General features: G+C 68.7%; 29 protein-coding genes. 23 read left to right on the top strand and 6 right to left on the bottom strand.

Going from position 1 to position 24,218, the window contains the following annotated elements; translation table 11 throughout:
- The first annotated feature begins 30 nt into the window (after window positions 1-30).
- The 14 genes from JOE57_RS09010 (at window position 31) to JOE57_RS08945 (ending at window position 12,173) form a co-directional block, all read left to right on the top strand.
- Window positions 31-789, top strand: coding sequence for an RNA polymerase sigma factor (locus tag JOE57_RS09010; protein ID WP_204917377.1), 759 nt, complete (start codon window positions 31-33; stop codon window positions 787-789).
- A gap of 152 nt (window positions 790-941) precedes the next feature.
- Window positions 942-1,571, top strand: coding sequence for an SAF domain-containing protein (locus JOE57_RS09005; RefSeq protein ID WP_204917376.1), 630 nt, complete (start codon window positions 942-944; stop codon window positions 1,569-1,571).
- Between the two features lie 3 nt (window positions 1,572-1,574).
- Window positions 1,575-2,363, top strand: coding sequence for a CpaE/TadZ family protein (locus tag JOE57_RS09000; protein WP_204917375.1), 789 nt, complete (start codon window positions 1,575-1,577; stop codon window positions 2,361-2,363).
- A 41-nt stretch (window positions 2,364-2,404) separates the two neighbouring features.
- Window positions 2,405-3,853, top strand: coding sequence for a TadA family conjugal transfer-associated ATPase (locus tag JOE57_RS08995; RefSeq protein ID WP_420827698.1), 1,449 nt, complete (start codon window positions 2,405-2,407; stop codon window positions 3,851-3,853).
- Window positions 3,850-4,722, top strand: coding sequence for a type II secretion system F family protein (locus tag JOE57_RS08990; protein ID WP_204917373.1), 873 nt, complete (start codon window positions 3,850-3,852; stop codon window positions 4,720-4,722). The genes JOE57_RS08995 and JOE57_RS08990 overlap by 4 nt, the downstream gene beginning before the upstream one ends.
- On the top strand, window positions 4,719-5,609 hold the full coding sequence (locus JOE57_RS08985) for a hypothetical protein (RefSeq protein WP_204917372.1): 891 nt from the start codon (window positions 4,719-4,721) through the stop codon (window positions 5,607-5,609). The genes JOE57_RS08990 and JOE57_RS08985 overlap by 4 nt, the downstream gene beginning before the upstream one ends.
- A 62-nt stretch (window positions 5,610-5,671) precedes the next feature.
- Window positions 5,672-5,863, top strand: a complete 192-nt coding sequence (locus tag JOE57_RS08980) for a hypothetical protein (RefSeq protein ID WP_204917371.1) — start codon at window positions 5,672-5,674, stop codon at window positions 5,861-5,863.
- 15 nt (window positions 5,864-5,878) lie between these two features.
- Window positions 5,879-6,253: a TadE family protein gene (locus JOE57_RS08975; RefSeq protein ID WP_204917370.1), complete on the top strand. Its 375-nt coding sequence runs from the start codon at window positions 5,879-5,881 to the stop codon at window positions 6,251-6,253.
- Window positions 6,250-6,672, top strand: a complete 423-nt coding sequence (locus tag JOE57_RS08970; RefSeq protein WP_204917369.1) for a TadE/TadG family type IV pilus assembly protein — start codon at window positions 6,250-6,252, stop codon at window positions 6,670-6,672. The genes JOE57_RS08975 and JOE57_RS08970 overlap by 4 nt, the downstream gene beginning before the upstream one ends.
- Window positions 6,669-7,070 carry a pilus assembly protein TadG-related protein gene (locus JOE57_RS08965; RefSeq protein WP_204917368.1) on the top strand — a complete coding sequence of 134 codons (402 nt, stop codon included), beginning with the start codon at window positions 6,669-6,671 and terminating at the stop codon, window positions 7,068-7,070. The genes JOE57_RS08970 and JOE57_RS08965 overlap by 4 nt, the downstream gene beginning before the upstream one ends.
- Complete coding sequence (locus JOE57_RS08960) at window positions 7,067-9,958, top strand: LysM peptidoglycan-binding domain-containing protein (protein ID WP_204917367.1); 2,892 nt, start codon at window positions 7,067-7,069, stop codon at window positions 9,956-9,958. The genes JOE57_RS08965 and JOE57_RS08960 overlap by 4 nt, the downstream gene beginning before the upstream one ends.
- Window positions 9,959-10,078: 120 nt before the next feature.
- A complete protein-coding gene (locus JOE57_RS08955) occupies window positions 10,079-10,663 on the top strand; it encodes an HdeD family acid-resistance protein (RefSeq protein WP_204917366.1) in 585 nt (194 codons plus the stop codon).
- Between the two features lie 74 nt (window positions 10,664-10,737).
- Window positions 10,738-11,589, top strand: coding sequence for a class I SAM-dependent methyltransferase (locus JOE57_RS08950; RefSeq protein WP_204917365.1), 852 nt, complete (start codon window positions 10,738-10,740; stop codon window positions 11,587-11,589).
- Window positions 11,590-11,627: 38 nt separating this feature from the next.
- Window positions 11,628-12,173, top strand: coding sequence for a dihydrofolate reductase family protein (locus JOE57_RS08945; protein WP_204917364.1), 546 nt, complete (start codon window positions 11,628-11,630; stop codon window positions 12,171-12,173).
- An 18-nt stretch (window positions 12,174-12,191) separates the two neighbouring features.
- Here the strand turns inward: JOE57_RS08945 and JOE57_RS08940 are convergent, their stop codons facing one another.
- Window positions 12,192-12,404 (bottom strand): heavy-metal-associated domain-containing protein, encoded by a 213-nt coding sequence (locus JOE57_RS08940; RefSeq protein WP_204917363.1) that lies wholly within the window; start codon window positions 12,402-12,404, stop codon window positions 12,192-12,194.
- Window positions 12,405-12,444: 40 nt separating this feature from the next.
- Window positions 12,445-12,747: a metal-sensitive transcriptional regulator gene (locus JOE57_RS08935; protein WP_204917362.1), complete on the bottom strand. Its 303-nt coding sequence runs from the start codon at window positions 12,745-12,747 to the stop codon at window positions 12,445-12,447.
- Between the two features lie 487 nt (window positions 12,748-13,234).
- Here JOE57_RS08935 and dnaB point away from each other — a divergent pair, with 487 nt between their 5' ends.
- Window positions 13,235-14,581, top strand: coding sequence for a replicative DNA helicase (gene dnaB, locus JOE57_RS08930; protein WP_204920331.1), 1,347 nt, complete (start codon window positions 13,235-13,237; stop codon window positions 14,579-14,581).
- Between the two features lie 17 nt (window positions 14,582-14,598).
- On the opposite strand, the gene JOE57_RS08925 is transcribed toward dnaB, so the two are convergent.
- The gene (locus JOE57_RS08925; RefSeq protein ID WP_338041227.1) at window positions 14,599-14,940 is read right to left on the bottom strand and encodes a VOC family protein; all 342 of its coding nucleotides are present in this window, start codon (window positions 14,938-14,940) and stop codon (window positions 14,599-14,601) included.
- 192 nt (window positions 14,941-15,132) lie between these two features.
- Here JOE57_RS08925 and JOE57_RS08920 point away from each other — a divergent pair, with 192 nt between their 5' ends.
- From JOE57_RS08920 to JOE57_RS08895, 6 genes are all read left to right on the top strand, one after another.
- Window positions 15,133-15,837: a hypothetical protein gene (locus JOE57_RS08920; RefSeq protein ID WP_204917360.1), complete on the top strand. Its 705-nt coding sequence runs from the start codon at window positions 15,133-15,135 to the stop codon at window positions 15,835-15,837.
- A gap of 30 nt (window positions 15,838-15,867) precedes the next feature.
- On the top strand, window positions 15,868-16,365 hold the full coding sequence (locus JOE57_RS08915) for a DUF427 domain-containing protein (protein ID WP_204917359.1): 498 nt from the start codon (window positions 15,868-15,870) through the stop codon (window positions 16,363-16,365).
- A 111-nt stretch (window positions 16,366-16,476) separates the two neighbouring features.
- Window positions 16,477-17,571, top strand: a complete 1,095-nt coding sequence (locus JOE57_RS08910; protein WP_204917358.1) for a substrate-binding domain-containing protein — start codon at window positions 16,477-16,479, stop codon at window positions 17,569-17,571.
- Between the two features lie 22 nt (window positions 17,572-17,593).
- Window positions 17,594-18,622, top strand: coding sequence for an ABC transporter permease subunit (locus JOE57_RS08905; RefSeq protein WP_204917357.1), 1,029 nt, complete (start codon window positions 17,594-17,596; stop codon window positions 18,620-18,622).
- Complete coding sequence (locus tag JOE57_RS08900) at window positions 18,619-19,434, top strand: ATP-binding cassette domain-containing protein (RefSeq protein ID WP_204917356.1); 816 nt, start codon at window positions 18,619-18,621, stop codon at window positions 19,432-19,434. The genes JOE57_RS08905 and JOE57_RS08900 overlap by 4 nt, the downstream gene beginning before the upstream one ends.
- Window positions 19,435-19,442: 8 nt before the next feature.
- Window positions 19,443-19,835, top strand: a complete 393-nt coding sequence (locus JOE57_RS08895; RefSeq protein ID WP_204917355.1) for a universal stress protein — start codon at window positions 19,443-19,445, stop codon at window positions 19,833-19,835.
- On the opposite strand, the gene JOE57_RS08890 is transcribed toward JOE57_RS08895, so the two are convergent.
- Entirely contained in the window at window positions 19,822-20,313 is a 492-nt protein-coding gene (locus JOE57_RS08890) for an SRPBCC family protein (RefSeq protein WP_204917354.1), read from the bottom strand. The two genes, JOE57_RS08895 and JOE57_RS08890, sit on opposite strands and share 14 nt — an antisense overlap.
- Window positions 20,314-20,315: 2 nt before the next feature.
- A complete protein-coding gene (locus JOE57_RS08885; protein WP_204917353.1) occupies window positions 20,316-20,666 on the bottom strand; it encodes a metalloregulator ArsR/SmtB family transcription factor in 351 nt (116 codons plus the stop codon).
- A gap of 84 nt (window positions 20,667-20,750) precedes the next feature.
- Here JOE57_RS08885 and JOE57_RS08880 point away from each other — a divergent pair, with 84 nt between their 5' ends.
- Both JOE57_RS08880 and JOE57_RS08875 read left to right on the top strand, forming a co-directional pair.
- On the top strand, window positions 20,751-21,545 hold the full coding sequence (locus tag JOE57_RS08880; protein WP_204917352.1) for a TspO/MBR family protein: 795 nt from the start codon (window positions 20,751-20,753) through the stop codon (window positions 21,543-21,545).
- Window positions 21,542-22,549 carry a zinc-binding dehydrogenase gene (locus JOE57_RS08875; protein ID WP_204917351.1) on the top strand — a complete coding sequence of 336 codons (1,008 nt, stop codon included), beginning with the start codon at window positions 21,542-21,544 and terminating at the stop codon, window positions 22,547-22,549. Before JOE57_RS08880 ends, JOE57_RS08875 begins: the two co-directional genes overlap by 4 nt.
- Here JOE57_RS08875 and JOE57_RS08870 read toward each other — a convergent pair.
- Window positions 22,539-24,215, bottom strand: coding sequence for an alkaline phosphatase D family protein (locus tag JOE57_RS08870; protein WP_338041226.1), 1,677 nt, complete (start codon window positions 24,213-24,215; stop codon window positions 22,539-22,541). The two genes, JOE57_RS08875 and JOE57_RS08870, sit on opposite strands and share 11 nt — an antisense overlap.
- Window positions 24,216-24,218: the final 3 nt, after the last annotated feature.

Raw genomic sequence — 24,218 nt, 5'->3', positions numbered from 1 at the left:
GTTGTCATCGACCGACAGCGGGGAGGAACAGTGTCACAGCGCCGGGGCAACGCAGCAGAGCGCGGGGACTTCCAGATCGTGGTAGCCCTCAACACCGAGTGGACAGCCTTGGTCGCGGAGCAGGGCGACCAGCTGGACGACTGGAAGACGCGACTGGCGGTGTTCGCGCACTGCTCAAACCTGGACGCTGTCCTCGCGGTGATCCGTGAGTCGCCCGACCCGGCGCTGGCGGCGCTGATCTCCGAGAACCACCGAGGATCTGAGCTCGCCGGTCGGGTGGTCCTGCAGACGATGCTCGGCAAGGTGGTGACGATGGCCCGGCGGGATCGCTGGGCCGGAGTCGACGACTACGTCACCCAGCTGTGGTGTCGGATCCGGACCTACCCGCTGGCCCGCCGACCGCGCCGGATAGCTGCGAATCTGGCCCTGGACACGCTCAAGGCCGTCTCCAGGGAGGACCCCGCCCGCCGTGACAGAGCTTGTCTGATGCTGTTGCCACCCGATGAGGTGCTCGATCGGGTGCGCACCGCGGAGATGCTCCGGCAGTGCCTGGACCACAATGCCGACCTAGCCGGGATCACGGCCTGGCGGACGATCGCGGCCGGTCGTCGGCTGGGTCTGATCAACCCACGGACGCGGGATGTCCTGCTCAGCGTGTATGCGGAAGGGCTCTCCGGTCGGGAGGCGGCGGCGCGGCATGGAATGAGCCCCGACATGGTCCGATTCGTCTGCAGCAAAGCGGTTCGCCGATTGGCCGCCCACGCTGACGAGCTCGCCCTGGTGGCATGAGCAGGTCTTGGGGGGTTACATGGACCGACATCCTGTCCTAGCATCGTCGGCAAGTCTCCCGCGAAATCAGGAGGACTAGGGGGATAATGCCGTCGACCTTGCACACCTCGAATCACCAGCGCGTCGAGAACCAGCAGTCAGCTGTCACACCCGTGCCTGGTGTACCGGCAGCTCCTCCCGTCCGCTTCCGGCGCAGTCCGAAATGGATCGCCGTCGGCATCATCGCCCTCTGCCTCGGCGGCCTCGCCTCGCTCTTCGTCTACCACGACGTCTCGCAGGCCCAGACCGTTGTCGTGGTGGCTCGGACCGTCCACCGCGGCGCAGTCATCCGCGCAGGCGACCTGACGACCGCAACGGTCGGCAACACCCCAGGGGTGCGCACCGTGTCGGCTGACCAGCTGTCCGTCCTGGTCGGCCAGCACGCCACCGTCGACCTGATGGCCGGCTCGCTGCTCTCTGCCGGTGCGGTGGGGAGCGTGACCGTCCCAGCCGCGAACCACTCCGTGATCGGGATCAGACTGGTGAGCGGCCGCGCTCCCGTCGGTCACCTGCCGTCGAGTGGCCCGGTCAGACTCGTGGCCCTACCGCCCGGTGGTGCCGATCCATCCTTCCGGGACAGCTACACGAACATGATCATCAAGGCCAAGGTGATCGATACCACCGACGGTCCCGACGGGCTGTCGATCGTGCTCAACGTCGAGCTGCCGGAAGGCCAGGCTTCGGCTGCGGCGCTGCTTGCGGCGCAGGAACGACTGGTGGTCGTACGGGACTCGGAGGGTTGAACGATGGCCCTGCTGGTGATGACCTCCGCAGCCGGATCACCGGGGGTGACGACCCTTGCTGTCGGACTTGCCCTGACCTGGCCACGCAGCGTCCTGCTCGTCGACGCCGACCCGTCGGCTCAGCAGGCGGTACTGGCCGGCTACTTCCGGGGACAGAGCCGCACCGGCAAGGGTCTGCTGCGGGTGGCCGAAGCCCATCGTGACGGTCGACCCCTGCGGGAGGTCGTGGTCGACCAGACGGTGCCGCTGGCCGTGGAGGCGGGCCCGCGGAGAATGTTCCTGGCCGGCTTCACCAGGCCGGGCAGCGCCGCCCTGTTCAGCTCGGTGTGGACCGACCTCGCTGAGACCCTGCTCGGCCTCGACGCAGCGGAGATCGACGTCATCATCGACGCGGGGCGGATGACGGCACAGGGCTTGCCCGACGGCCTGCTCGAGCGGGCCGGCAAGGTCCTGCTCGTCACCAGGACGAGCCTTCGGGCGATCGCTGCGTGCAGGCTTCATGCTGCGACCCTGAGCGAGCAGTGCCGACTCCTCGGAGCCGAGCGGGCCGCTGGTCTGGTGCTGGTGGGGGAGGGTCAGCCTTACTCGGGCCGGGAGATCTCAGGGTTGATCGGTCTGCCGGTGGCCTGCAGCATCGCCGACGAGCCCGCCTCGGCGGCCCACTTCTCCGACGGGGAGCCACGTTCTCGCAGATTCGGCTCGGCTCCGCTGGTGCGGAGCCTGCAGCAGGCGACCCACCTGCTCAGCAAGGACATCCAGCACACCCGAGGCCCGGCCGAGGTGGTGGCATGACGAACCCGTTCGCGACCGACCAGCAGGCCAGGCTGCGCAGCATGCCGATCTTCGTCGACCCCCCCGAGGCACCGGCAAGCGGTCCGGCGATCGCGCCGAGCGGTTTCGGCACCTTTCGGGCGAGTGAGCTGCACGATCGGCGTCGGGCCTTGCCGCGCGAGCAGGTGGACTGGGCTCAGGTGGTGCTGCTGCGCAAGGAGGCCTCGGAGCTGATCACCACCGAGACCCAGCAGTTTCTCGCCGACACCGGCAACCCGATGCCCCAGGAGGACAGGCTGCTGCTGGGGCGGGCGCTGATCCGGCGGGTGGTCGCCGACCACGTGCGTGTCCTGCACCGCGAGGGTGCCGCCCTTTGGTCGACTGAGACCGAGCTCGGTTACGTCCAGGCGGTCGAGGATGCGGTGTTCGGCTACGGCCGACTGCAGCCGCTGTTCGAGCTGGCGGACGCGGAGAACATCGAGATCCACGGCTGGGACAGCTGTGTCGTGCAGTACGGCAACGGCCGCCGCCAGAGTCATCCGCCGGTCGCGGACAGCGACGAGGAGCTCGTCGACGCGATCCGGTTCCTGGGCGAGAACGCCCAGCCCAGCCGTCCGTTCGACGACACCCATCCGACCATGACCCTGGCGCTCGGCGACCGTTACCGGCTGCACGCCATCGGCTTCGGGCTCTCCTACCGCCCGAGTGTGGTCATCCGCCAGCACATCCTCACCGACGTCTCCCTGGCCGATCTCAGCCGTGGCGGACTGTTGACGACCGAGGCCGCCCAGTTCCTCGACGCGGCCATCCTGGCCCGGAAGTCCGTTGTGATCTCCGGAGACCAGGGTGCTGGCAAGACCACCCTGCTGCGGGCGCTGATCAATGCCATCCCACCGAACGAGCGATTCGGGACGCTGGAGACCGACTACGAGCTGATGACCCATCTGCAACCCGGCCGGCAGAACATCCTGGCGTTGCAGGCGAGGTCCGGGCACGGTGAGCGTGAGGGCGGACGCGCACTGGGCGAGTTCACCATCGCCGACCTGATCCCCGAAGCGCTGCGGCAGAACCTGTCCCGGCTCGTGGTCGGCGAGGTCCGCGGCGGGGAGGCCGGTGCCATGTTCGAAGCGATGCAGGCCGGGGCGGGAACGTTGAGCACGACCCACTCCCATTCGGCGGAGTCCACCATCGACCGACTCGCCTCCCGGGTGGCCCAGGGTGGCGTACTCACCATCGACGAGGCCTACCGGCAGATTGCCCACAACATCCACCTGTTCGTCTATCTGAAGCTGGTCGACGACACCTGGAGGGGCGGCACCCGTCGGCGCTTCGTCTCCGAGATCCGCCAGGTCACCCGGGCGATCGAGTCCAACCGACCGGTCACCCACCTGACCTATCGAGCGACCGACGGCGGTGCGTCGACGTTCTTTCCGGACGCCACGTTCCAGGCAGAGCTCGCACCGTTCTGGCGGCCGTTGCCGGGCCTCAGCGGAGAAGGCGTGACGAGATGACCTCCGCGGTGATGGCCACCCTGGCCGGCATGCTTTGTATCGGTGGCCTGATCGCGGTGATGGTCGGACTTCAGCGCTCTCCGGACACCGGCGGTCAGGGCCGGTCCCTCGCCGACAGGTGGGGGTCGATCACGCGCAGACCCTCCGGTCCCGACCGCCGACGACGTGATCTCGTCCTGGTCGCCAGTGTGATGGTCGGTGTGATCGTCGCCGCCGTGTCCGGATGGGTCGTGGCAGTGGTGATCACGCCGGCACTGGTGCTCGGCCTGCCAGCGCTGCTGGCGACACCGAGACGCCGTGACCTCGAGCTGTTGGAGGCCCTCGACCGGTGGGTCAGAAGTCTCTCGGCCACCCTGCCGACCGGAAAGTCGATCACCGACGCCATCCGGCTGTCCCGTCGCACCGCCCCTGCACTCCTGCAGGACCACCTGTCCGTGATGGTCGCCAGGCTGAACTCTCGCTGGGACACCAGAGACGCCCTGATGCGGTTCGCCGACGAGCTCGACAGCCCGGACGCCGACGGGGTGGTCGCTGCCCTCATCCTGGCCGCCCAGCGGGGCTCCAACGGAGCCGCGAGCACCCTCAACGCCCTGGCGGACTCGCTCCAGGTGCAGCTGCGGGGCCGACGGCTGATCGAGACCGAACGGGCCAAGCCCTACATCGTGGTGCGGCAGGTGACCGTGATCACGTTGGGCACCCTGGTGCTGGCGATGATCATCGGCCGTGACTTCTTCTCGCCCTACCGGACACCGGTCGGTCAGCTCATCCTGACGGTGTTGATCATGGCGTACGCGGCTTCCCTGGTGATCATGCGCCGTCGGGCGCGGCCGCGGCAACGCCAGCGCATCCTGGTGGGGGTGCATCGATGACCTTCGCCATCGTCCTCCTCACCGGAATCCTGCTGGCCGGTGGTGTGCTTGCGCTGGTGACGGCGTTCCTGCCGGTCACCCCGCATCTGGCCGACACGCTCAACGGGCTCAACGAACCCTGGCCGGAGCATGCGGCCGGCCGGCCGACGGCGGCTGGCGCAAGCAGGTCCGACCGGCTCGGCGGCTGGCTGCATCGGCACAGCCCGCTGCCCCTCACCGCCCGGCAGCGGCAGAACCTGCGGATCCAGGACCGGTCGGTGGCAGAGTTCTACGGCGACAAGGCCGCGATGGCCATCGTCGGAGCCCTCTGTCCCGGGCTGGTGGCTGCAGCCTGGTCGCTGGTGACCGGATGGTCGCCGGCGGTGCCGGGGCTGGTCACCCTGGTGGGTGCCACGATCGGCTACTTCGTCCCGGATCTCACGTTGCGCCGGCAGGCGGGCTCGGTGCGGTCCGACGCCAGCGAGGCGCTGCTGACGTTCATCGACCTGGTCACCCTGGAACGGATGGCGAACGCCTCCGCCACCCAGGCGCTGCACAATGCCGCCAATCTGAGCGATGTCGCGTTATTCGCCCAGATCCGGGCTGCCCTTGAGCGGGCCAGGCTGGAACAGCGCGCACCGTATCCGGAGCTGCGCCGACTCGCCACCCAGCTCAACCTGCCGGAGCTCACCGACGTCGCCGACACAATGCAGCTCGACGAGAGCGGGGCGGCTCTGTCCGGAGCCCTGCGGGCACGGCTCAGGGAGTTGCGCGACGCGCACTTCACCCAGGCACAGACCGAGGCCAGCGCGGTCTCGGAGGGAATGACCATCTACATGACGGTTCCGGCATTGATCTTCGGTCTGATCTTCATGGTGCCGCCACTGCTGAGGATCGTCACGGGTTAGTCAGTCAAGAACTGACACACGAAGGGGACCCGCGTCGTCGGGTATCGGGAACGGAGGGATCGATGAAGAGACAACGGGCGATCAGCGCCCTGATGAGGCTGCTGATGGTGCTGATGACGCCACGCCACCGCTCGGAGCGTGGCCTGAGCCAGTCCACGGAGAATGCGATTCTGCTCGCCGGCGCTGTCGCCGTGGCCGGGATCGTCGTCGCGGTGATCACGGCCTACGTCAGGAGCAACCTGCCCGGGCAGTGAACGGGACGGTTGATCATGGTCGGCAGACGAGTCGAGCGGGGACTGAGCCAGTCGGTGCAGTATGCGCTGGTGCTACCTGTGTTGATGCTCTCGACGCTGGGCATCATCCAGGCCGGTGTCTGGACCCATGGACGCAACGTGGCGGAGCAGGCGGCATCCGCAGCTGCGGATGCCGCCCGCGGGAGCAGGTCGTCCGCCACCGACGGCGAGCGGGTCGGACGTCACGTCGCCGCCGTCGGCGGGCTGACCGAGGTGTCCGTCCAGGTCAGTCGAACGACGTCGCGAGTGGAGGTGACGGTGACGGGACGGATCCCGATGTTCTTCGACCTCGGTCTCGGGGCGGTCACCGAATACGCGAGCGCCCCGGTGGAACGGATCAGCCGGCCGTGAGGCGCACCAGCCGTGGGACGGCCGCGGTCGAGCTGGCCCTGGTGGTGCCGTGCCTGGTGCTGCTGCTGGGTCTGATGATCGCCGGTGGCCGGGTGTGGTTCGCCCGGGAGACGGTCGAGGAGGCGGCCTCTACGGCGGCGCGGTCGGCGTCGCTGGCACGAACCGGCCCGGAGGCCGTCAAGGAAGGTGGCCTGGCCGGTCGACACGTGCTGAGGACCGGCGGCTTCGGCTGCGCCGATCAGTCGGTACGGGTGGACGCCGGAGCGTTCGCGGTCCCCGTGGGCCAGCCCGCCACCGTCACGACTCGGGTGGCCTGCACGGTCACTTTCGGCGACCTGCTGCTGCCCGGCATGCCTGGGCAGATGACGATCACCGCCGTCGGCAGCTCGGCCCTCGACACCTACCGGGAGCGGCGATGAGGCGCAGCCAACGGGGCCAGTCCGTCAGTGTGTTCGTCGTGCTCGTCACCATGGCGCTGATCCTCACCGCTGGGCTGGTGGTCGACGGAGGTCAGAAGGTCACCGCTGTCAGCCGGGCGGAGACAGCGGCCGCAGGTGCTGCACGCGCGGCGGGCAATGCGGCTGCGGCCGGGTCCGTGGTCGGTACGCCGGACGTCTCGGCGGCGACGGCTGCCGCCCGGACCTTCCTGGCCGGAACGCCTGGGGTGACGGGGTCGGTGACTCTGACCGCCGGCACGGTCGTGGTCGACACTCGAGCGGCAGCCTCAACGGTGTTCCTCTCTCTGATCGGGATCGACCGGGTCAGCGGCACGGGTCACGCGGTCGCTGACGTTGTTGCCGTCGGAGGGGGAGGATGACGCGCATCCTGCGTGGGCTCGCCGCCCTGATGGTCCTGCTGGCCGGCGTTGTCGGGGTGCCAGTCGGGCTGGTGCTGCTCGGGGGCAACCCGTTCCCGGGAGAGGTCAGCCCGGCCGCCCTCCGAGCACGGCTGCTCGGCCCTGACGACGGTACCGTCCTGGTCGGGCTGGTCACCGTGGTCGGCTGGCTGGCCTGGCTGGTGTTCGTGGCCTCCGTCCTGGTCGAGGCCCTGACGGTCGGCTCGGGACGACACGGCCTGCTGCGGCTGCCGGGGCTGAGCCGCCCGCGGCGCTGGGCGGCGCTGCTGGTGGTTCCGGTGGCGGCATTGCTGGCTGCACCGGTGGCGGCCCAGGCGACGCCGGCACCGCTGCGCCCGGAGCCGGTTCCGGATCGGCCCGCGCCCAGCGAGGACCGGTCGGTTCCGGTGGTGGACGAGGCGCCGTCGACCGGCAGCGATACCCGACACGTCGTGCAACCGGGCGACGACCTGTGGAGCCTGGCCGAGCACTACTACGGAAACGGCCGTGACTGGCGCAGGATCGCCGCTGCCAACCCGTCCGTGCTGACCGGTGGGCCCGACCGGCTGCAGCCAGGTTGGCGACTGAGGATTCCGGATCCAACCGGCCCGCCCGACGATCTTCCGGCCGGCCGGAGGGTCACGGTGAAGGCGGGCGACACCCTGTCCTCCATCGCCGAAGCCGAGCTGGGCTCCTCCGCCAACTGGCCTGCCCTGTACCGGGCCAACCGGTCGCAGCTGTCCAGTCCGGACCAGATCGATGTCGGGATGCAGTTGCTCCTCCCCGGTGAGCAGCACGCTCGCCATCCGCGCGCCCGCGAGCCCGTTGCCAGGGACGAGACGCCCCGTCCGGTCCGCCCGCCGTACCGGGCCGACTTCCCTGCTCGGGACCCCGGCTCCGTGCCGGAGCGGCCGCCAGCAGCGACTCCCGTTCACGTCCCGGCGGCGATGGCCGGTATCGGTGGCCTGTTGGCTGCCGGTCTGCTCGCCGGCCTGGCGGCCCGGCGGCGGATCCAGCTGTCGGCCCGACCGGTCGGTCGACGGATCCTCCATCCGAGCCCGGCCGCTCAGGTGCTGGAGTCGCAGCTGGACCGCCGGGCCAGGCCGATCTCTCTGCGCACGCTGGATCTGGCGATGCGCGCCGTCGCCGCGCACTGTCGACAGACCGAGACAGCGCTCCCCGCCCTGCAGCTCGCCCGGGTGTCCGACGACGAGCTGGAGCTGACCATGGCCGCGCCGGCGGAGGTGGCGCCGGTGGGTTTCACGGTCTCCGGTTGCAGCTGGCGACTGGACCGGGCGGACGCGGAGTACCTGAAGTCCGTGCCGGGGCTGAATGAGGTGGCCAGACCGTACCCAGCACTGGTCTCCCTCGGGCGCGACGGCGACGACGCTCTCATCCTGGTCGATCTGGAGGCGGCAGGGGTGCTGACGGTGGACTGCACGGACCGGTCGGCGGTGACGGCACTCCTAGAGGCGATCGCCCTTGAGCTCTCCTTCTCGCCCTGGGCACCCGAGCTGACACTGACGGTGGTCGGGGAGCGACCGGACCTGGCGCGGGCCGTCGGCCTGCCGAACGTCACCCACACCCCGGACCTGGACGCCGCATTGGACCGGCTGGGACAGCGGGCCCGGGAGCAGCGTCAGCATCTGTCCGGCGGTACGACTCCGGCGCAGCAACGGCTCGAACCCGACCTGGCCGACCCGTGGGCAGCGGAGATCATCCTGGTGGAGACGGAGCTGTCGGATACCCAGGCCGCGCGGCTGCGGAGCATCCTGCTCGAGGAGCCGCGGCCCGCGATGGCCGCGGTGGTCCCCGGTGGTGCCGCTGACGCTTCCTGGTCGCTGCGGATGGAGCGCGCGGCCAGCACTCACTCCGGCACGCGGTGGGCGGCCACCCTGGCGCCGTATGACGTCGACCTCACTCCGCAGCTGATCGACGAGGACCTCGACCGGCCGCTGCTCGAGCTGATCGGCGCCACCGGCAGCAGCGACACCACGCCGGCACCCTGGTGGCACGAGTCGTCCGCGTCGGTGGAGTCGGGCGACAACGTCACCTTCATCGGAGCACGTCTGAACGGTTGGGGCAGGGAGGAGTCGGCCAGAGTGGATGACATGGTGGCCGGACCTCCCGACGCGGGGACGCGACATCCGCTGCTGCGCCTGCTGGGACCGATCGACCTGCTCGGGGCTGCCGGGTGTCCGCCGGCCCGGGCGGAGAAGCAGTGCCTCGAGTACTGCGCCTGGCTGTTGGAGCACCCCGGGACCACGGCTCAGCAGATGTCCGCCGCCCTGGCGGTGGCGGAGGGCACCCGCCGGTCCAACATGAGCCGGTTGCGCAGTTGGCTCGGCGTCGATGATCAGGGGGATCCGTATCTGCCGGATGCGTACAGCGGCCGCATCAGGTTGCATCCATGCGTCAGCTCGGACTGGCATCGGCTGCAGCTGCTGACCGCGACCGGGGTCAACCGGGCCGCGACTGAGAACCTTCGCCGAGCACTCGACCTGGTCCGCGGAGCCCCACTGGCCGATGCCGCCCCCGGACAGTGGCACTGGGCCGAGGAGCTGAGGACAGACATGTCCTCGGTCATCCGCGATATCGGGATCGAGCTGAGCGCGCGTGCGCTGGCGTCGCACGATCTCGACCTGGCCAGGTGGGCCGCGTCCAGGAGCCTGGTCGCGGCACCGGAGGACGAGCGGCTGCTCTGTGCCCGGATCAGGACCGAGCACGCGGCCGGCAACGTCGCCGCCGTCGAACGGCTGGCACTGCAGCTGGCCGCGCATGCTCGGGAGACCGGAGTCGACATCGACCCGGAGACGGTCGTGCTGCTGCAGCAGGTGCTCGAGGGCAGACCGAGGGCCAGACTCGCCTAACGGACGGATTCCTCACCGGGCTGTCACAGGACCTTGCGCCTGAGGTGGGGAGACCTTCGCCCCTAGAGCGGCGTTCCCGCCGTGAGTGACGATCAAGGAGAACCCCGAGAGGAATCGGACATGACCCACACCGCAACACCCACTGCCACTACCGCCTTTCTGGCTCCGGCCGGCAGCGCCGGCATCGGGATGGGCATCATCTCCATCCTGCTGGGCATCGCCGTACTCGCCTGGCCGGGCATGACGCTGCTGATCGTTGCCATCCTGTTCGGGCTGGAGCTGCTCTTCCTGGGCGGCCTGCGGGTCGCCGCCGCAGCCACAATGAGCCTCGGACCGGGATGGGTGCGCGTGGCCGGTGTCATCCTGGGCCTGCTGACCGTGGTCGCCGGCGTCATCTGCTTCTTCCGGCCCTCGGCCTCACTGATATTGATCGCCATCTTCCTGGCGGCCGGCTGGATCGCCGAGGGCATCGCCTACTTCGTCCACGCGTTCGGCCAGGGCCGGCGCGCCGGCGGCGTCATCTGGCTGATCGTCCAGGGCATCATCTCGGTCATCGCCGGCATCGTCGTTGCCATCTTCCCAGGGGCCTCGCTGGTGCTGCTGACCCAGGTCGCCGGCATCCTGCTGATCGTGGTCGGCGTGGTAGGGCTGACCAGCGCGATCATGCAGCGCAGGGGCGCGACCCCGCGGGCACAAACGGTCTGACCGCCACCCGATGATCATGCGGCGGCCATCCCGTCGCCACCGGCTGGTAACCCGCACCTCCTAGCATCCGACACGTGAGCGTGGAGACAGCGATCGGTTCTGCCGTCCCGGCGAGTGTCGACGACATCCCCGGCTGGTTCTTCTGGCTGGACCGGGCGATGTTCAGAGCGATGCTGACCCACCAGCAGGAGACTCCGCCGGGTCATCTGGTGGAGCTGGGCACCTACCTCGGCAAGAGTGCTGTAGTGGTCGGAGAGCATCGGCGACCGGCGGAGCGTTTCGTGGTCGTGGACCTGTTCGAGAGCATTGACGCCCTGGAGTCAACCGAGGTGGGACAGGCCAATCTGAGGGAGAGCCTGCGCTCGTACCGGTCGCTGACCCGGCGGGCCTTCGAGCGAAACTACCTGGCCGTGCGGGGCGAGCTGCCCGACGTGGTTGCGGGCTTGAGCTCCGAGGTCGTGCACCACCTTGACCCGCAGTCCGTCCGGTTCATGCACGTCGATGCCTCCCATCTCTACGAGGCGGTACGCGGCGACGTCGAGTCGGCCCGGTTGCTGCTGCGGCCGGGCGGTCTGGTGGTGTTCGACGACATCCGCAGCGAGCACACCCCAGGGGTGACTGCTGCTGTCTGGGAAGCCGTCTTCACCCAGGGCCTGATCCCGGTCGCGCTGACCACCCAGAAGCTGTACGGGGTGTTCAGCGATCCGGAGCCCTATCGGGCGGCCATCCTCGAACTGGCCCAGCGGGACGAGCGCATCTGGCACGAGGTGCAGCAGATCGCCGGCCAGCCGGTGATCCGGCTGGGCGAGTCGGCCAGGGCCAGGCAGCAGCGGCAGGCGAAGAGCCGGCCGGCGCCGCCACCTCCCGCCAAGCAGCTGACGCTGTGGCAACGCGTACGCCGAGGGCTGGCTCGCCGTCTCCGCTGAACCACGGCACCGTCAGTGGGTGATGGCAGGCTGATGGCATGAAGACCCAGTACTACACGGCGACCAGCATCGACGGCTACATCGCCGATGAGCACAACTCGCTGGACTGGTTGTTCCAGTTCGGTGAGATCGACAGCATGGAGGACGACTACCCGGACTTCATCGAGGCAGCCGGTGCGATGGCGATGGGCTCGACCACCTACCAGTGGATCATCGAGCACGAGGACCTGCTCGCGCACCCGGAGAAGTGGCCGTACACGATCCCCACGTGGGTGTTCAGCCACCGCGAGCTGCCCACCATCCCGGGTGCCGATATCCGCTTCGCGTCAGGGGATGTGGCCGGCGTGCACGCGGAGATGGTGACCGCCGCTTCCGGTCGGAACGTGTGGCTCGTCGGTGGCGGTGACCTGGTCGGCCAGTTCCATGATCACGGGCTGGTCGACGAGATCATTCTCAGCGTGGCACCGGTCACCCTGGGAGCCGGCGCGCCACTGCTCCCGCGCAAGATCACCCAGCCGATGCGGCTCATCAGTGCGGTCAACCGCGGGGATGTCTTCGCCGTGCTGACCTACGCGGTCAGGTAACCGGGCGAGCTCTCGAGGTCAGGCGGCCGCGACCGTGTAGTCGCCCGCCTCGTCCACAGCGGCGGCGATGGCGTCGAACGGCACCTCGGCGTCGCTGGTGACGCTCATCCGGCCGTCCTCCAGACTGACGGTCACGTCGGTCACGCCGTCGATCGCGCTGACCTCCTCGGTGACGGCGTGGACGCAGTGCCCGCAGGTCATGCCGGTCACGGTGTACTGGGTGGTGGTCATCTGTGTGTCCTTGCTGTGAGTGGTTTTCCGGTCATCGACATCAGGAGCGGACCAGCCGGGCGATCGCCTGGGAGGCCTCCTTGAGCTTCTCGTCGGCCTCCTCGCCGCCGGCCTCCACCGCACCCACGACGCAGTGATTGAGGTGTTCGTCCAGCAGGCCGAGCGCGACCGACTGGAGGGCCTTGGTCATGGCTGAGACCTGGGTGAGGATGTCGATGCAGTACTTCTCCTCCTCGACCATCTTCTGCAGGCCGCGTGCCTGACCCTCGATCCGGCGGAGCCGCTTGAGGTAGTCGTCCTTGTGACCGATGTAGCCGTGGTGGCTCGTCGTGGCTTCCGTCATCAGCCCTCCTTCGTCGCTGCTACATTACCCCCCTAGGGTATTGGCCATCAAGCCTGGCCGGGTCGACTTATCCCCAAGGGCTGTGTGTAATCCCACAGATCCTGGGTCCTGTCAACTCCGGTCGCGTGAATCTGGCATCGCCAGAATTGGTCCGAGAGAACTTTTCATCCACCGATCCACCGAACCAAAACCCCTGGTCAGAGATGGTTTCCAGGATCTTTCCCGAGGTTATCCCCAGCTTGGTACCCAGCCAGTGCACAACTCCTGTGCGTGTCTCCACAATGCCGTTCGGGTTGTCCACAGGCCCTGTGGATAACGCGCTTTGCAGGACCGGTCTGGACGCGTACGTTGTCACTCGTCGGTCGGCGATCTCCAGCTCCGGGAGGCACCAGGCAGGCCCGAGGCGGGCCGCGGTGTCAGTGCTGGGACGTACTGTGACCATCACCGAACCTAGCCTGGAGGAGGCACTGTGAGCGTTGCCGAGGTGATGCCGTCGTACCGGACCGACGAGCGCCGCAGCAACGACCGCACGCCTCCTCAGGACCTGCCCGCCGAGCAGTGCGTGCTCGGGGCGATGCTGATGAGCAAGGACGCCATCGCCGACGTCGTCGAGGTGCTGCGCGCCACCGACTTCTACCGCCCCGCGCATGAGCAGGTCTTCGACGCCATCCTCGACCTCTACGGCAGGGGCGAGCCGGCTGACGCGATCACGGTGGCGGCGGAGCTGACCAAGCGTGGCGAGATCGGACGGGTCGGCGGTGCGCCCTACCTGCACACGCTGCTCGCCAGCGTCCCGGTGGCCGCCAACGCCGGCTACTACGCCGAGATCGTCCGGGAGAAGGCGATTCTGCGCCGGCTGGTCAACGCCTCGATCAAGATCGGCCAGATGAGCTATGCGGCCGAGGGCGACGTCACCGACATCGTCGACCGGGCCCAGGCCGAGGTCTACGGCGTCACCGACCGGCGGGCCAGCGAGGACTACAAGCCACTGTCGGAGCTGATGCAGCCGACGCTGGATGAGATCGAGGCGATCGGTTCGCGCGGTGGGCAGCTGGCCGGCGTCCCCACCGGGTTCGTCGAACTGGACGACCTCACCAACGGGCTGCACGCCGGGCAGATGATCATCGTCGCTGCCCGACCCGGTATGGGTAAGTCGACTCTCGGGCTGGACCTGGCCCGGTCCGCCTCGATCAAGCACGGGCTGACCTCGGCCATCTTCTCGCTCGAGATGTCGCAGATCGAGATCACCATGAGGCTGCTGTCGGCCGAGGCGAACATCCCGCTGAACCACATCCGCAACGGCAAGATGAGCGACGACGACTGGCAGCGGATGGCCCGCAAGATGGGGGAGGTGTCCGAGGCGCCGCTGTTCATCGACGACTCGCCCAACCTGACGATGATGGAGATCCGCGCCAAGGCGCGCCGGCTGCGGCAACGGCACGACCTCAAGCTGGTGGTGATCGACTACATCCAGCTGATGACGTCCGGCAAGAAGGTGGAGTCGCGCCAGCTGGAGGTGTCCGAGTTCTCCCGGAACCTGAAGCTGCTGGCCAAGGAGCTGGAGGTCCCGGTCGTCGCTCTCTCCCAGCTCAACCGTGGCCCGGAGCAGCGCAACGACAAGAAGCCGATGCTGTCGGACCTGCGTGAGTCCGGCTCGCTGGAGCAGGACGCCGACATGGTCATCCTGCTCAACCGGCCCGACATCCACGACAAGGAGTCCGAGCGCGCCGGCGAGGCTGACATCGACGTGGCCAAGCACCGGAACGGGCCCACCCGGACCATCACGGTCGCCTTCCAGGGTCACTACTCCCGCTTCATGGACATGCAGCACTGAGCCGGTGGCCGCCTGCTTCAGTGATGTTGCACGATGTTCAGGACGTTGCCGTCGGGTGCGCGGACGAAGAACCGACGGACCCCCCATGGCTCGGTGCCGAGCGGGTGCACGATCTCGTAGCCGCGCCGCTGGGCGTCCTCGTACGCTGCGTCGACGTCCTCCACCTTGATGGACAGGACCGGGTCTTCCGACGCCGCGGCGTCGCGGGTCACCAGCTGGACGTTCGCGCCGGTGTCGGGCGAGGTGAAGCGAGCGACCCATCCCAGGTTGAACTCCTCGTTGCTCAGTCCGAGATAGCCGGCGTAGAAGTCCTTCGCTGCTTCGATGTCAGCGACATGCAGGTCAGCGATGATCTCCACGACACGCACAGTGGTCCTTTCTGGGAGAGCGGTCCTGCTGATCGTCGCACTCCCATCGCACCGGCGCCATAGGTCGTAGCCGGGTGGCCGGTTGTGGCGCCGCGCTGGATGTTGCCACACAAGTATCCGCGAAAAATGGTGCGTGAGTGGAAGGGCCCTCGTGGTCGCGTCCAGGCTGCGATACTCGGAACTGTGACCGAGCCGACCACAGCTGGCACCACGCCGACGCCGGCCTCCCTGTCGTCCACTCTGCAGGCGGACCTGTCGACCATGCTCAGGGTGGAGCTGAGGGCAGAGCTGGTCCTCAACGACGACCTGCCGCGCGGTGCGCAGGACTACGACGCGACCTTCGTCGTCGACTACTACCTGGACAGCGGCCGCAACTGGGCCGGTGACGACCGGGAGATGCGGGCACTCGCCCTCTCCCACGGCGTCATGCCGGATGACGAGGGATGCATCTCCCTGACGATCGGCCGGGCTCGGCTGGTCACTGTTGACCTCGGCTACCCGTCGGCCTTCGACGCCCTCGACGCGCGGGACAGTGCCGCGTCGCACCTCGGTCAGCTGCTGCGCTCGGCCCTGCCGGACCTCCAGGCTCAGTTCGCCCCGGTCGGGACCCGGGCTCTGCTCGTTGAGCAGATCACCGTGGCCCCGCAGTTTCGAGGTCACCAGCTGAGCCTCACCGCCGTCGAGCTGCTGCTGCGAGAGTTCCGCCACGGCGGTCTGTGCGCGATCCTGGACCCCACCGACCCGGACGCCACCGATGACGAGGTGCGGGCCGCATCGCGACCGGGACTGACCGAGCACTGGTCCAGAGTGGGGTTCCGCCCCTGGGGCTCGGAGGGCATCCTGGTGTACGACTTCAGAGAGCCGCTGCCGCACGACAACCCGGCCTGAGATCAGCACACGCGGCGCTAAGGTCGAGAGGTGACACGACCCGAACCTCTTCCGGTCGGCCCCGGGCAGGAATCTGCCTGGGACTATCCGCGCCCACCACGGGTGGAGCAGAGCACCGAGCGGGTGGAGGTCGTGCTCGGCGGCGCCGTCATCGCCGGCACCAGCTCCTCCCTCCGGGTGCTGGAGACCAGCCATCCGCCGACGTACTACCTGCCCCGCGACGCCTTCGTCAACGGATCGCTCCGGCCCTGCCGCGGCTCGTCCTGGTGCGAGTGGAAGGGCACAGCCCGCTACTTCGACCTGATCAGCGGCGACGTGGTGGCCCCGCGGGCCGGGTGGACCTACCCGGACCCCAGCCCGGGCTTCGCGCCGCTTCGTGATCATGTCGCCGTGATGCCCGGACTGGTGGACGCCTGCCTCGTGGACGGGGAGAAGGTCGTCCCACAGCAGGGAGGGTTCTACGGCGGCTGGATCACGTCGCGCGTGGTGGGTCCGTTCAAGGGCGGCCCCGGTACCCAGGGTTGGTGAACCGCGGCAGGTGAGGCATTGACGCCGACCGTCCCATAGGTCTAAGACAGGACTGAGGACACGCCAGTACCGAATCTCACGAACAGCACCGCCGCTGGATCGGAGTGCACCATGGGGGCACAGGTCAACCTGCGCTACGACCGCCGACGGGCGCGGTGGCTGGGCTGGGTGATCTGCCTCGTGGTCGCACTGGTCGCCTCGCTCGCCGGCTGCGCCTCCAGCGACACCAGGGTCGGTGTCTCCTTGATCCTCAAGACACAGACCAATCCCTACTTCGTCTCGATGAAGAAGTCCGCCCAGGAGGCGGCAGACAAGCTGAACGTGCGGCTCTCCGTTGCCGCCGGCACGGCCGACGGCGACACCCAGAACCAGATCAACGCGATCGACACCGCGATCGCACGCGGGGACAAGGGCATCTTGATCACCAGCAACGGTGACGCGGTGAACGCCGCTCTGCGGCAGGCCAAGGACAACGGCCTGTTCGTGATCGCGCTGGACACGCCGCTCAACCCGGCGAACACCGCCGACATCACCTTCGCCACCGACAACGAGCAGGCCGGCAAGCTGATCGGGGAGTATGCGGCCACCAGACTCGCCGGCAAACCGGCGGTGATCGCCATGCTCGACCTTTACAACGACCAGATCGTCTCGGTCGACATCAACCGCGACCACGGCTTCCTGAAGGGCATGGGCATCGACCCGGGCAGCAAGACCCAGAACGCCAAGGAGGCCAAGAGCGGCAAGTACACCGCAGGTGGTGGCGGCAGCTACCAGATCGCCTGCCACGAGCCGACCCAGGGCGCCATCGACGGTGGCCGGACGGCGATGGAGCAGTGTCTCTCGGCCAACCCCGACATCAACGTCGTCTACACCATCAACGAGCCCGCCGGCCGCGGTGCCCGGGCGGCCCTCACCGCAGCCGGCAAGCAGGACCAGGCGTTCATCGTCACCATCGACGGCAGCTGCCAGGGGATCGGCGACGTCAAGAGCGGTGTCTTCGCCGCCGACGCGACCCAGTACCCGGGCAAGATGGCCGGCCTCGGCGTCACCGCCATCGCCGGGCTCGCCAAGGGCGGCCCACGCCCAGAAGCCAGCTCCGGCAAGGACTTCTTCGACACCGGCACGTCACTGGTGACGGCGAAACCGCTGCAGGGTCTCGACAGCCAAACTCCCGACAAGGCCATGACGGCGTGCTGGGGTAAATAGACATGAGCGAAAGGAGGCCCTCGTGACCACCGTCGGGAACGAGACCCCAACATCGGCCGAGGATCTCCTGAGCCGTAAGCACACTCCAGCAGAACGCATCCAGCACGTCCTGCACAGCAACCCCGCCCTCAGCCCACTGATCGTCCTGGTGCTCTCGGTGATCATCTTCGGCCTGGTGGCCGACAACTTCATGCGCCCGCAGGCACTCTCGCTGCTGGTGCAGCAGATGGCCGTGGTGGGGGCGCTGGCCGTCGGTCAGACGCTGGTGATCCTGACCGCCGGCGTCGACCTGTCGAACGGGATGGCGATGGTGCTGGCCTCGCTGGTGATGGTCAAACTGAACCACGACCAGGGGGTGCCGGGCGCCCTCGCGTTGATCATCGGCATTGTGGTGGCCATCGGCACCGGAGCGCTGAACGGTGCGCTGGTCACCCGGGTGCACCTGCCACCGTTCATCGTCACACTGGGCACCTTCTCGATCTTCACCGCCATCTCACTGCTGTACGCCCAAGGCCAGACGGTGACCCTGGAGCCCAACGCCTTCCTGCTCTGGACCGGTCAAACCCTGACGATCGGCAGCGTCAGCGTCACCTGGGGCGTGATCTTGATGCTGCTGCTCTATGTGGTGGTGGGCTTCGCTCTCCGCAATACCGCCTGGGGGCGGCATCTGTACGCGACCGGGGACGACGCGGAGGCCTCCCGGCTGGCCGGCATCTCGACCGGCCGGGTCCTGCTCAGCGCCTATGTGGTGTCCGGCGTCGCCGTCGGTGTCGCTGCCTGGATCGTCTGCGGCCGGGTCGGCGGCGCGGACCCGAACGCGGGTCTGAACTACAACCTGCTGAGCATCACGGCCGTTGTCATCGGCGGCACCAGCCTGTTCGGTGGTCGGGGGCTGGTGGTGGGCAGCCTGATCGGGGCGCTCATCGTGCAGGTCTTCAACAGTGGGCTGGCGTTGGCGGGCGTCGACCCGAACTACCAGGTGCTGGCCACCGGCATCCTGGTCATCCTCGCCGTCTCCGTCGACCAGTGGATCAGAAGGGTCAAAGCATGACCAGCACAACGTCGTCGACCGCCGAACCCTCCAGCACACCGGTGCTGGAGGCGACCGGCCTGGTCAAGCTCTTCGGCCGCGTCGTCGGGCTGCGGGGCGTCGACCTCAGGCTCTTCCCGGGCGAGGTGCTCGCTGTCATCGGCGACAACGGGGCCGGCAAGTCCACCTTGATCAAGTGCCTCTCCGGTGCCATGACACCCGACCAGGGCACCGTCAAGGTCGACGGCAGAGTCGTCCACTTCCGCGCCACCCAGGACGCGCGCGCCGCCGGCATCGAGACGGTCTACCAGACGCTGGCGGTGGCACCGGCCCTCGACATCGCCAGCAACCTCTACCTGGCACGTGAGATCCGGCGCCCAGGTTTCGCCGGCACCGTGCTGCGGATGCTCGACACCAAGGCGATGCGCCAACATGCCAGCGACCACATCAAGAGCCTCGGCATCAGCACCCTGCAGAACATCGACCAGGCGGTCGAGACCCTGTCGGGTGGCCAGCGCCAAATCGTCGCCGTCGCCCGGACGGGGGCGTTCGGCAGCAAGGTTGTCATTCTCGACGAGCCGACGGCCGCCCTGGGTGTACGCGAGACCGCTCAGGTGCTGCGACTGGTCCGTGACCTGCGGGACAAGGGCATGGGGGTGATCCTGATCAGTCACAACATGCCCAACGTGTTCGAGACCGCCGACCGGATCCACGTCCAGCGACTGGGCGGTGGGGCCGGTGTGATCAGCCCCAAGACCCACTCGATGCAGGACGCGGTGGCGATCATGACCGGCGCCATGACCGTGCCCGAGGCCGAGCAGAGCCTGCGCTAGGAGGCCGGATGAACATCGTGCTGGGCTACCTGCCCACTCCCGAGGGCTCTGCGGCCATGGACGCCGCCATCGACCAGGCTCGGCTGCACTCGGCCCGCCTGGTGGTGGTCAACACGGGCCGGCACGGCGACTTCTCGCACCCGAACTTCGCCACCGCACAGGACCTGGACGCCATCGAGACCGAGCTCACCGCTGCCGGGGTCGATCACGAAGTCCGCCAGCTGACCGTCGGGCAGTCGGCGGCGGCCGTCATCCTCGCTGTGGCCGAGGAGGTCGACGCCGGGCTGATCGTGATCGGGCTGCGGCGGCGCACCCCGGTCGGCAAGATCATCACCGGCAGTACGGCTCAGCAGGTGCTGCTGGATGCCGACTGTCCGGTGCTCGCCGTCAAGGCGCGCTGACGATCTTCAGGCCCTCGAGCACGTCGTCGAGGCGTTCCAGCACCACCTGCATGCCCGCCTCCATGCCGGAGTTGAGGTGGCCGTCCCGATTCTCCCGGCTGGAGTGCTGCACCGTCACCGTCATCAAGGTCCGGTCGCCGTCGGCCGACAGCACCAGGGTGTTCACGGCCTCCGCATCTGGGAAGCCCTCGAAGACCTCGGTCGACACCATCCGCAACGGCGGGTCCAGCTCCAGGCACGTCCCGTGCCAGCCGAGCTCGGTGCCCGACGCGTCGCGGCTGACGTAGCGCCAGCTGCCACCGACGCTCAGGTCGATGTCGCAGACAACCAGCGGGGCCTCCGCGGAGCCCCACCACCGGCGTACGTACTCCGGGGTCGTCCAGGCCTTGAACACGAGCTCGGGCGGGGCGTCGAAGGTCCGGGTGATCTGGATCTGGGTGTCGTTGGGCAGCGTCACGGTGGCCCTCGGGTGGTTCATGATCATTCACTCCTTCTGGGTGCGTTGTCCTCGCGCAGCTCGGCGAGGACGTCCTCGAAGCGATCGAGCCGCTCGCTCCAGAGCCGCTCGAACCTGGTCAGCCAGTGGTACATCGGCGTCAGCGCAGTGGCGTTGACCCGGTACAGCCGGCTGCGTCCGTCGACGCGCACCGACACCAGGTCGACCGCCCGCAGCACGGCCAGGTGCTTGGACACCACCGGCTGGGGGAGCCCCAGCCGAGACACCAGGTCGCCGACCGACAGCTCGCCGTCAGCGAGTACGTCGAGGATGTCACGACGGCCGGGTTCGGCCACCGCGTTGAACACATCCGAGGTCGTTGCTGCGCGTGCCACAGCCCAATCATATGCCGATATCGGAATGTGTCAACGGATGGTGGCGCGTTCGGCTACGGTCGGGGCTGAGGAAAGGAGCGCTCGATGAGCCTGCCGACGTCGGCCGATCGGGTCCGCCAGGTGGCGGTGACCCTCAGCGAGGTCTTCTGTGTCATCGGCACCCTGTTCGGGGTCGGGGTGCTGGGTACCCGGGTGCAGGAGTCCTCGGGCGGTGCGCTGGCCGCGGACGCGACACTCCTGGCGCCGGCCGGGCCGGCCTTCAGCATCTGGAGCCTGATCTACCTCGGGCTGGCGGCCTACACGGTGTGGCAGTGGCTGCCGCGGAACGCGACCGGCGAGCGGTTCCGCCGAACGGGCTGGCTGGCCGCGGTTTCGATGGTCCTCAACGCGGGCTGGCTGCTGGTCACCCAGGTCGGCTGGATCTGGGTCAGCGTGATCGTGATCATCGCGCTGCTGGTCTCCCTGGGCGAGCTGGTCCGCCGGCTGACCAGCAGACCGGCCTCCGGCACGGCCGAGCGGCTGATCGTCGACGGCACCTTCGGTGCCTATCTCGGCTGGGTCTCGGTCGCGACCTGCGCCAACATCACGGCTGCGCTGGTCGCCAGCGGGGTGACACCCTCGAGGTCGATCTCGGTGCTCTGGTCGGTGGTCGTGCTGGTGGTGGTCGCCGCCGTCGGCGTGGTGCTGGCGTGGACCTTCCGCGGCCGGGTCGCGGTCGCGGCGGCGATGGCCTGGGGGCTGGCCTGGATCACTGTGGGCCGGCTCACCGACCAGCCCCGCTCGGCGGCCACCGCGCTGGTCGCCGCGCTGGTCGCGGTCGTCATCATTGCCGCGACCATACGGGAGAAGCTGCGGCACCGTGCCAGACTGGCCCGGTGAGCCCAACAACGCGTGAGATCAGACTGGCCTCCCGACCCGTCGGCGAGCCGACCGAGAGCAACTTCCGGCTGGTGGAGACGGAGCTGCCCGAACCGGGCCCCGGGGAGGTGCTGGTCCGCAACCTCGCCATGTCGGTAGACCCGTACATGCGCGGTCGGATGAACGACGGTCCCTCCTATGCGCCACCGTGGGGCCTGGACGAGCCGGCGACCGGCGGAGCGGTGGGCACGGTGGTGTCCTCCCGGCTGCCGGAGCTGCCCGAGGGCAGCCTGGTGCTGCACTACTTGGGCTGGCGCGAACATGCGGTGGTGCCGGCCGACCAGCTGACCGTGATCCAGCCGGTCGAGGGTGTCGCCCCGACGCGCTATCTCGGAGTGCTGGGCATGCCCGGACTGACCGCCTACGCCGGACTGTTCAGGGTCGCCGCCTTCCAGCCCGGGCAGACCGTCTTCGTCTCCGGCGCGGCCGGGGCGGTCGGCAGCCTGGTTGGGCAGTTCGCCCGGCTGCGCGGCGCCGGCCGGGTGATCGGCAGCGCCGGCTCGGCGGCCAAGGTGTCGTTCCTGACCGAGGAGCTGGGTTTCGACGCCGCCTTCGACTATCACGACGGAGCTGTCGTCGACCAGCTGCGACGCGCGGCACCGGACGGCATCGACGTCTATTTCGACAATGTGGGAGGCGAGCACCTGGAGGCGGCGATCGACGTCGCCAACGTGCATGCCCGGTTCGCCCTGTGTGGTTCGATCTCGGGTTACAACGCCACCGAGAAGCCGTGCGGCCCGAGCAACATGTCCCAGATCACCGGCAAGCGGCTGACCCTGCAGGGGTTCCTGGTGGGTGACCACACCGACCTGCAGGCTGAGTTCGCCGAGACCGTCGGCGGCTGGCTCCGATCGGGTCGGCTGCAGGCGCCGGAGACGTTCGTCGACGGGTTGGAGAACGCTGTGCCGGCCTTCATCGCCATGATGCGCGGCGGCAACGTCGGAAAGATGGTGGTCAGGCTCTAGGCCGCCCCACCAGGTCCATCGTGACCAGCCGTTTGAGCCGGGGATGCTCATCGTCGCCAGCCCTGACCACCCCGGTCTCCCACCACAGCCGCAGGCCATCCTTCACAACCTCGAGCGTGCCCAGGTTGTTGTCGAACCAGGGCCGGCGCAGGAAGTCCCAGCGGAACGGCGGCGCCGGCACCTTGGCGGAACGGGCCACGACCAGTCCGATCGGTCCGGCCAGGCCGTACGCCAGGAACGCGGTGATGTACCGCATGCCGCGGGACAACGGGTTGCGTACCGGGGAGCAGACCGCCTGGATGATCCGGCTGGTCTCCGCCGGCTCGCCGCGCGGCCGTCGTACCTCCGCAAGATAGGAGTGGTGCACGTCACCGGACAGGAAGGTGATGGTCCGCGGTGCTCTCCCGCGCCGCCCCCGGGCCACCTCGATGATCATCCCGGCCACCGTCTGGAAGCCGTGCTGGAAGGCGGCCCAATGCTCCAGGTCGACGGTGCGCCGGAGCTTCTCACCGACCGGCTTGAGCCGCTTGCCCCAGCCGCCGGCCGCGAGCGCCTCGCTCCAGGCCTCGACGAAGTGCAGGCCGGGGGCCAGCAGGTAGGGCAGTGAGGTGCCGATGAACAGGTGGTCGCAGTCCCCGTGCAACTGCTGGTCGAACCAGCGCAGCTCGTTCTCGTCCAGGATCGAGCGGCGTGCCGGGTCGAGTACCCGGGCCGCCCGCGAGTCGACGACCACCAGGCGTGACCGGCCCAGGTCGCGGGCATAGCTCCACCGGTAGGTCTCCGGCTGCTGGTCGACCCGGTCGGCGAACTCCTCCAGCGCCTCGGTCAGGTCGGGCTCGCCGTCATCGCTGTGGCCGACCACCCGCTGCCAGATCTCGTCGGTGGCACGCTCGGCCGGCGACAGGTTGCCCAGATGCTGGTAGACCCAGTAGGAGGCGAGCCCGCTGACGATGCGCTCGTGCCACCAGGTCGTCGCCTGCATGTCGCGACGCCACGCCAGCGAGGTGTTCCAGTCGTCGCGGATGTCGTGGTCGTCGAAGATCATCGAGGTCGGCAGGGTCGACAGCAGCCAGCGGTTGGCCGGGTCCGTCCATGCCAACCGGTAGAGGTGCGCGTACTCCTGGTAGTCCTTCAGCTCCTCCCACGGTGGCTGGGTGATGTCGCGCCGGGCTTCGATGAAGTCGCGCATCTCCTTTGTGGTCTCGTCGGCGTACACCTGGTCACCCAGGAACAGCAGCAGGTCAGGCCAGTGCCCGGCGGAATGATCGGCCATCGCCAGGGCGTACGCCCGCATCGCGTCGACCCCGTGCATCCGGTTGCCCTCGCGGTCGTGCGGCGCCGACGTCCGGCAGGAGCCGAAGGCCAGCCGGAGCGGCTTGCCCGGCTTCAGGGTGGCGATGCAGCTCGGGGGGTAGGGCGAGTCGGCCGGCGGCCAGACCGTGGCGTCACCGATCTCGACGGTGTAGGGCACGACGCTGCCCGGCTCGAGCCCGGCCACCTCGACCAGGGCGTAGTGGTGACCGTGGACAGCGAAGGTGCTGTTCCGCCAGCTGCGTCCCTCGGCCCGGACGACGACGGTGGCTGACTCGGCGGTCTCCACCCAGATGGAGGCCGAGGTCTCGTCCACGTAGCGGAGCAGGGGACCGAGCACCAGAGGGTCGTTCACGCT

The organism is Microlunatus panaciterrae (assembly GCF_016907535.1).
Classification (GTDB): domain Bacteria; phylum Actinomycetota; class Actinomycetes; order Propionibacteriales; family Propionibacteriaceae; genus Microlunatus; species Microlunatus panaciterrae.
The sequence above is the reverse complement of the archived record's forward strand: the minus strand, read 5'-3'. Positions and strand labels throughout refer to the sequence as shown.

Coding starts and splice junctions, on each gene's coding strand:
- JOE57_RS09000 (WP_204917375.1), top strand. CDS start 1,575: ATGGCCCTGCTGGTGATGACCTCCGCAGCCGGATCACCGGGGGTGACG.
- JOE57_RS08995 (WP_420827698.1), top strand. CDS start 2,405: ATGCCGATCTTCGTCGACCCCCCCGAGGCACCGGCAAGCGGTCCGGCG.
- JOE57_RS08990 (WP_204917373.1), top strand. CDS start 3,850: ATGACCTCCGCGGTGATGGCCACCCTGGCCGGCATGCTTTGTATCGGT.
- JOE57_RS08985 (WP_204917372.1), top strand. CDS start 4,719: ATGACCTTCGCCATCGTCCTCCTCACCGGAATCCTGCTGGCCGGTGGT.
- JOE57_RS08980 (WP_204917371.1), top strand. CDS start 5,672: ATGAAGAGACAACGGGCGATCAGCGCCCTGATGAGGCTGCTGATGGTG.
- JOE57_RS08975 (WP_204917370.1), top strand. CDS start 5,879: ATGGTCGGCAGACGAGTCGAGCGGGGACTGAGCCAGTCGGTGCAGTAT.
- JOE57_RS08965 (WP_204917368.1), top strand. CDS start 6,669: ATGAGGCGCAGCCAACGGGGCCAGTCCGTCAGTGTGTTCGTCGTGCTC.
- JOE57_RS08960 (WP_204917367.1), top strand. CDS start 7,067: ATGACGCGCATCCTGCGTGGGCTCGCCGCCCTGATGGTCCTGCTGGCC.
- JOE57_RS08955 (WP_204917366.1), top strand. CDS start 10,079: ATGACCCACACCGCAACACCCACTGCCACTACCGCCTTTCTGGCTCCG.
- JOE57_RS08945 (WP_204917364.1), top strand. CDS start 11,628: ATGAAGACCCAGTACTACACGGCGACCAGCATCGACGGCTACATCGCC.
- JOE57_RS08940 (WP_204917363.1), bottom strand. CDS start 12,404: ATGACCACCACCCAGTACACCGTGACCGGCATGACCTGCGGGCACTGC.
- JOE57_RS08935 (WP_204917362.1), bottom strand. CDS start 12,747: ATGACGGAAGCCACGACGAGCCACCACGGCTACATCGGTCACAAGGAC.
- dnaB (WP_204920331.1), top strand. CDS start 13,235: ATGCCGTCGTACCGGACCGACGAGCGCCGCAGCAACGACCGCACGCCT.
- JOE57_RS08910 (WP_204917358.1), top strand. CDS start 16,477: ATGGGGGCACAGGTCAACCTGCGCTACGACCGCCGACGGGCGCGGTGG.
- JOE57_RS08900 (WP_204917356.1), top strand. CDS start 18,619: ATGACCAGCACAACGTCGTCGACCGCCGAACCCTCCAGCACACCGGTG.
- JOE57_RS08895 (WP_204917355.1), top strand. CDS start 19,443: ATGAACATCGTGCTGGGCTACCTGCCCACTCCCGAGGGCTCTGCGGCC.
- JOE57_RS08890 (WP_204917354.1), bottom strand. CDS start 20,313: ATGAACCACCCGAGGGCCACCGTGACGCTGCCCAACGACACCCAGATC.
- JOE57_RS08880 (WP_204917352.1), top strand. CDS start 20,751: ATGAGCCTGCCGACGTCGGCCGATCGGGTCCGCCAGGTGGCGGTGACC.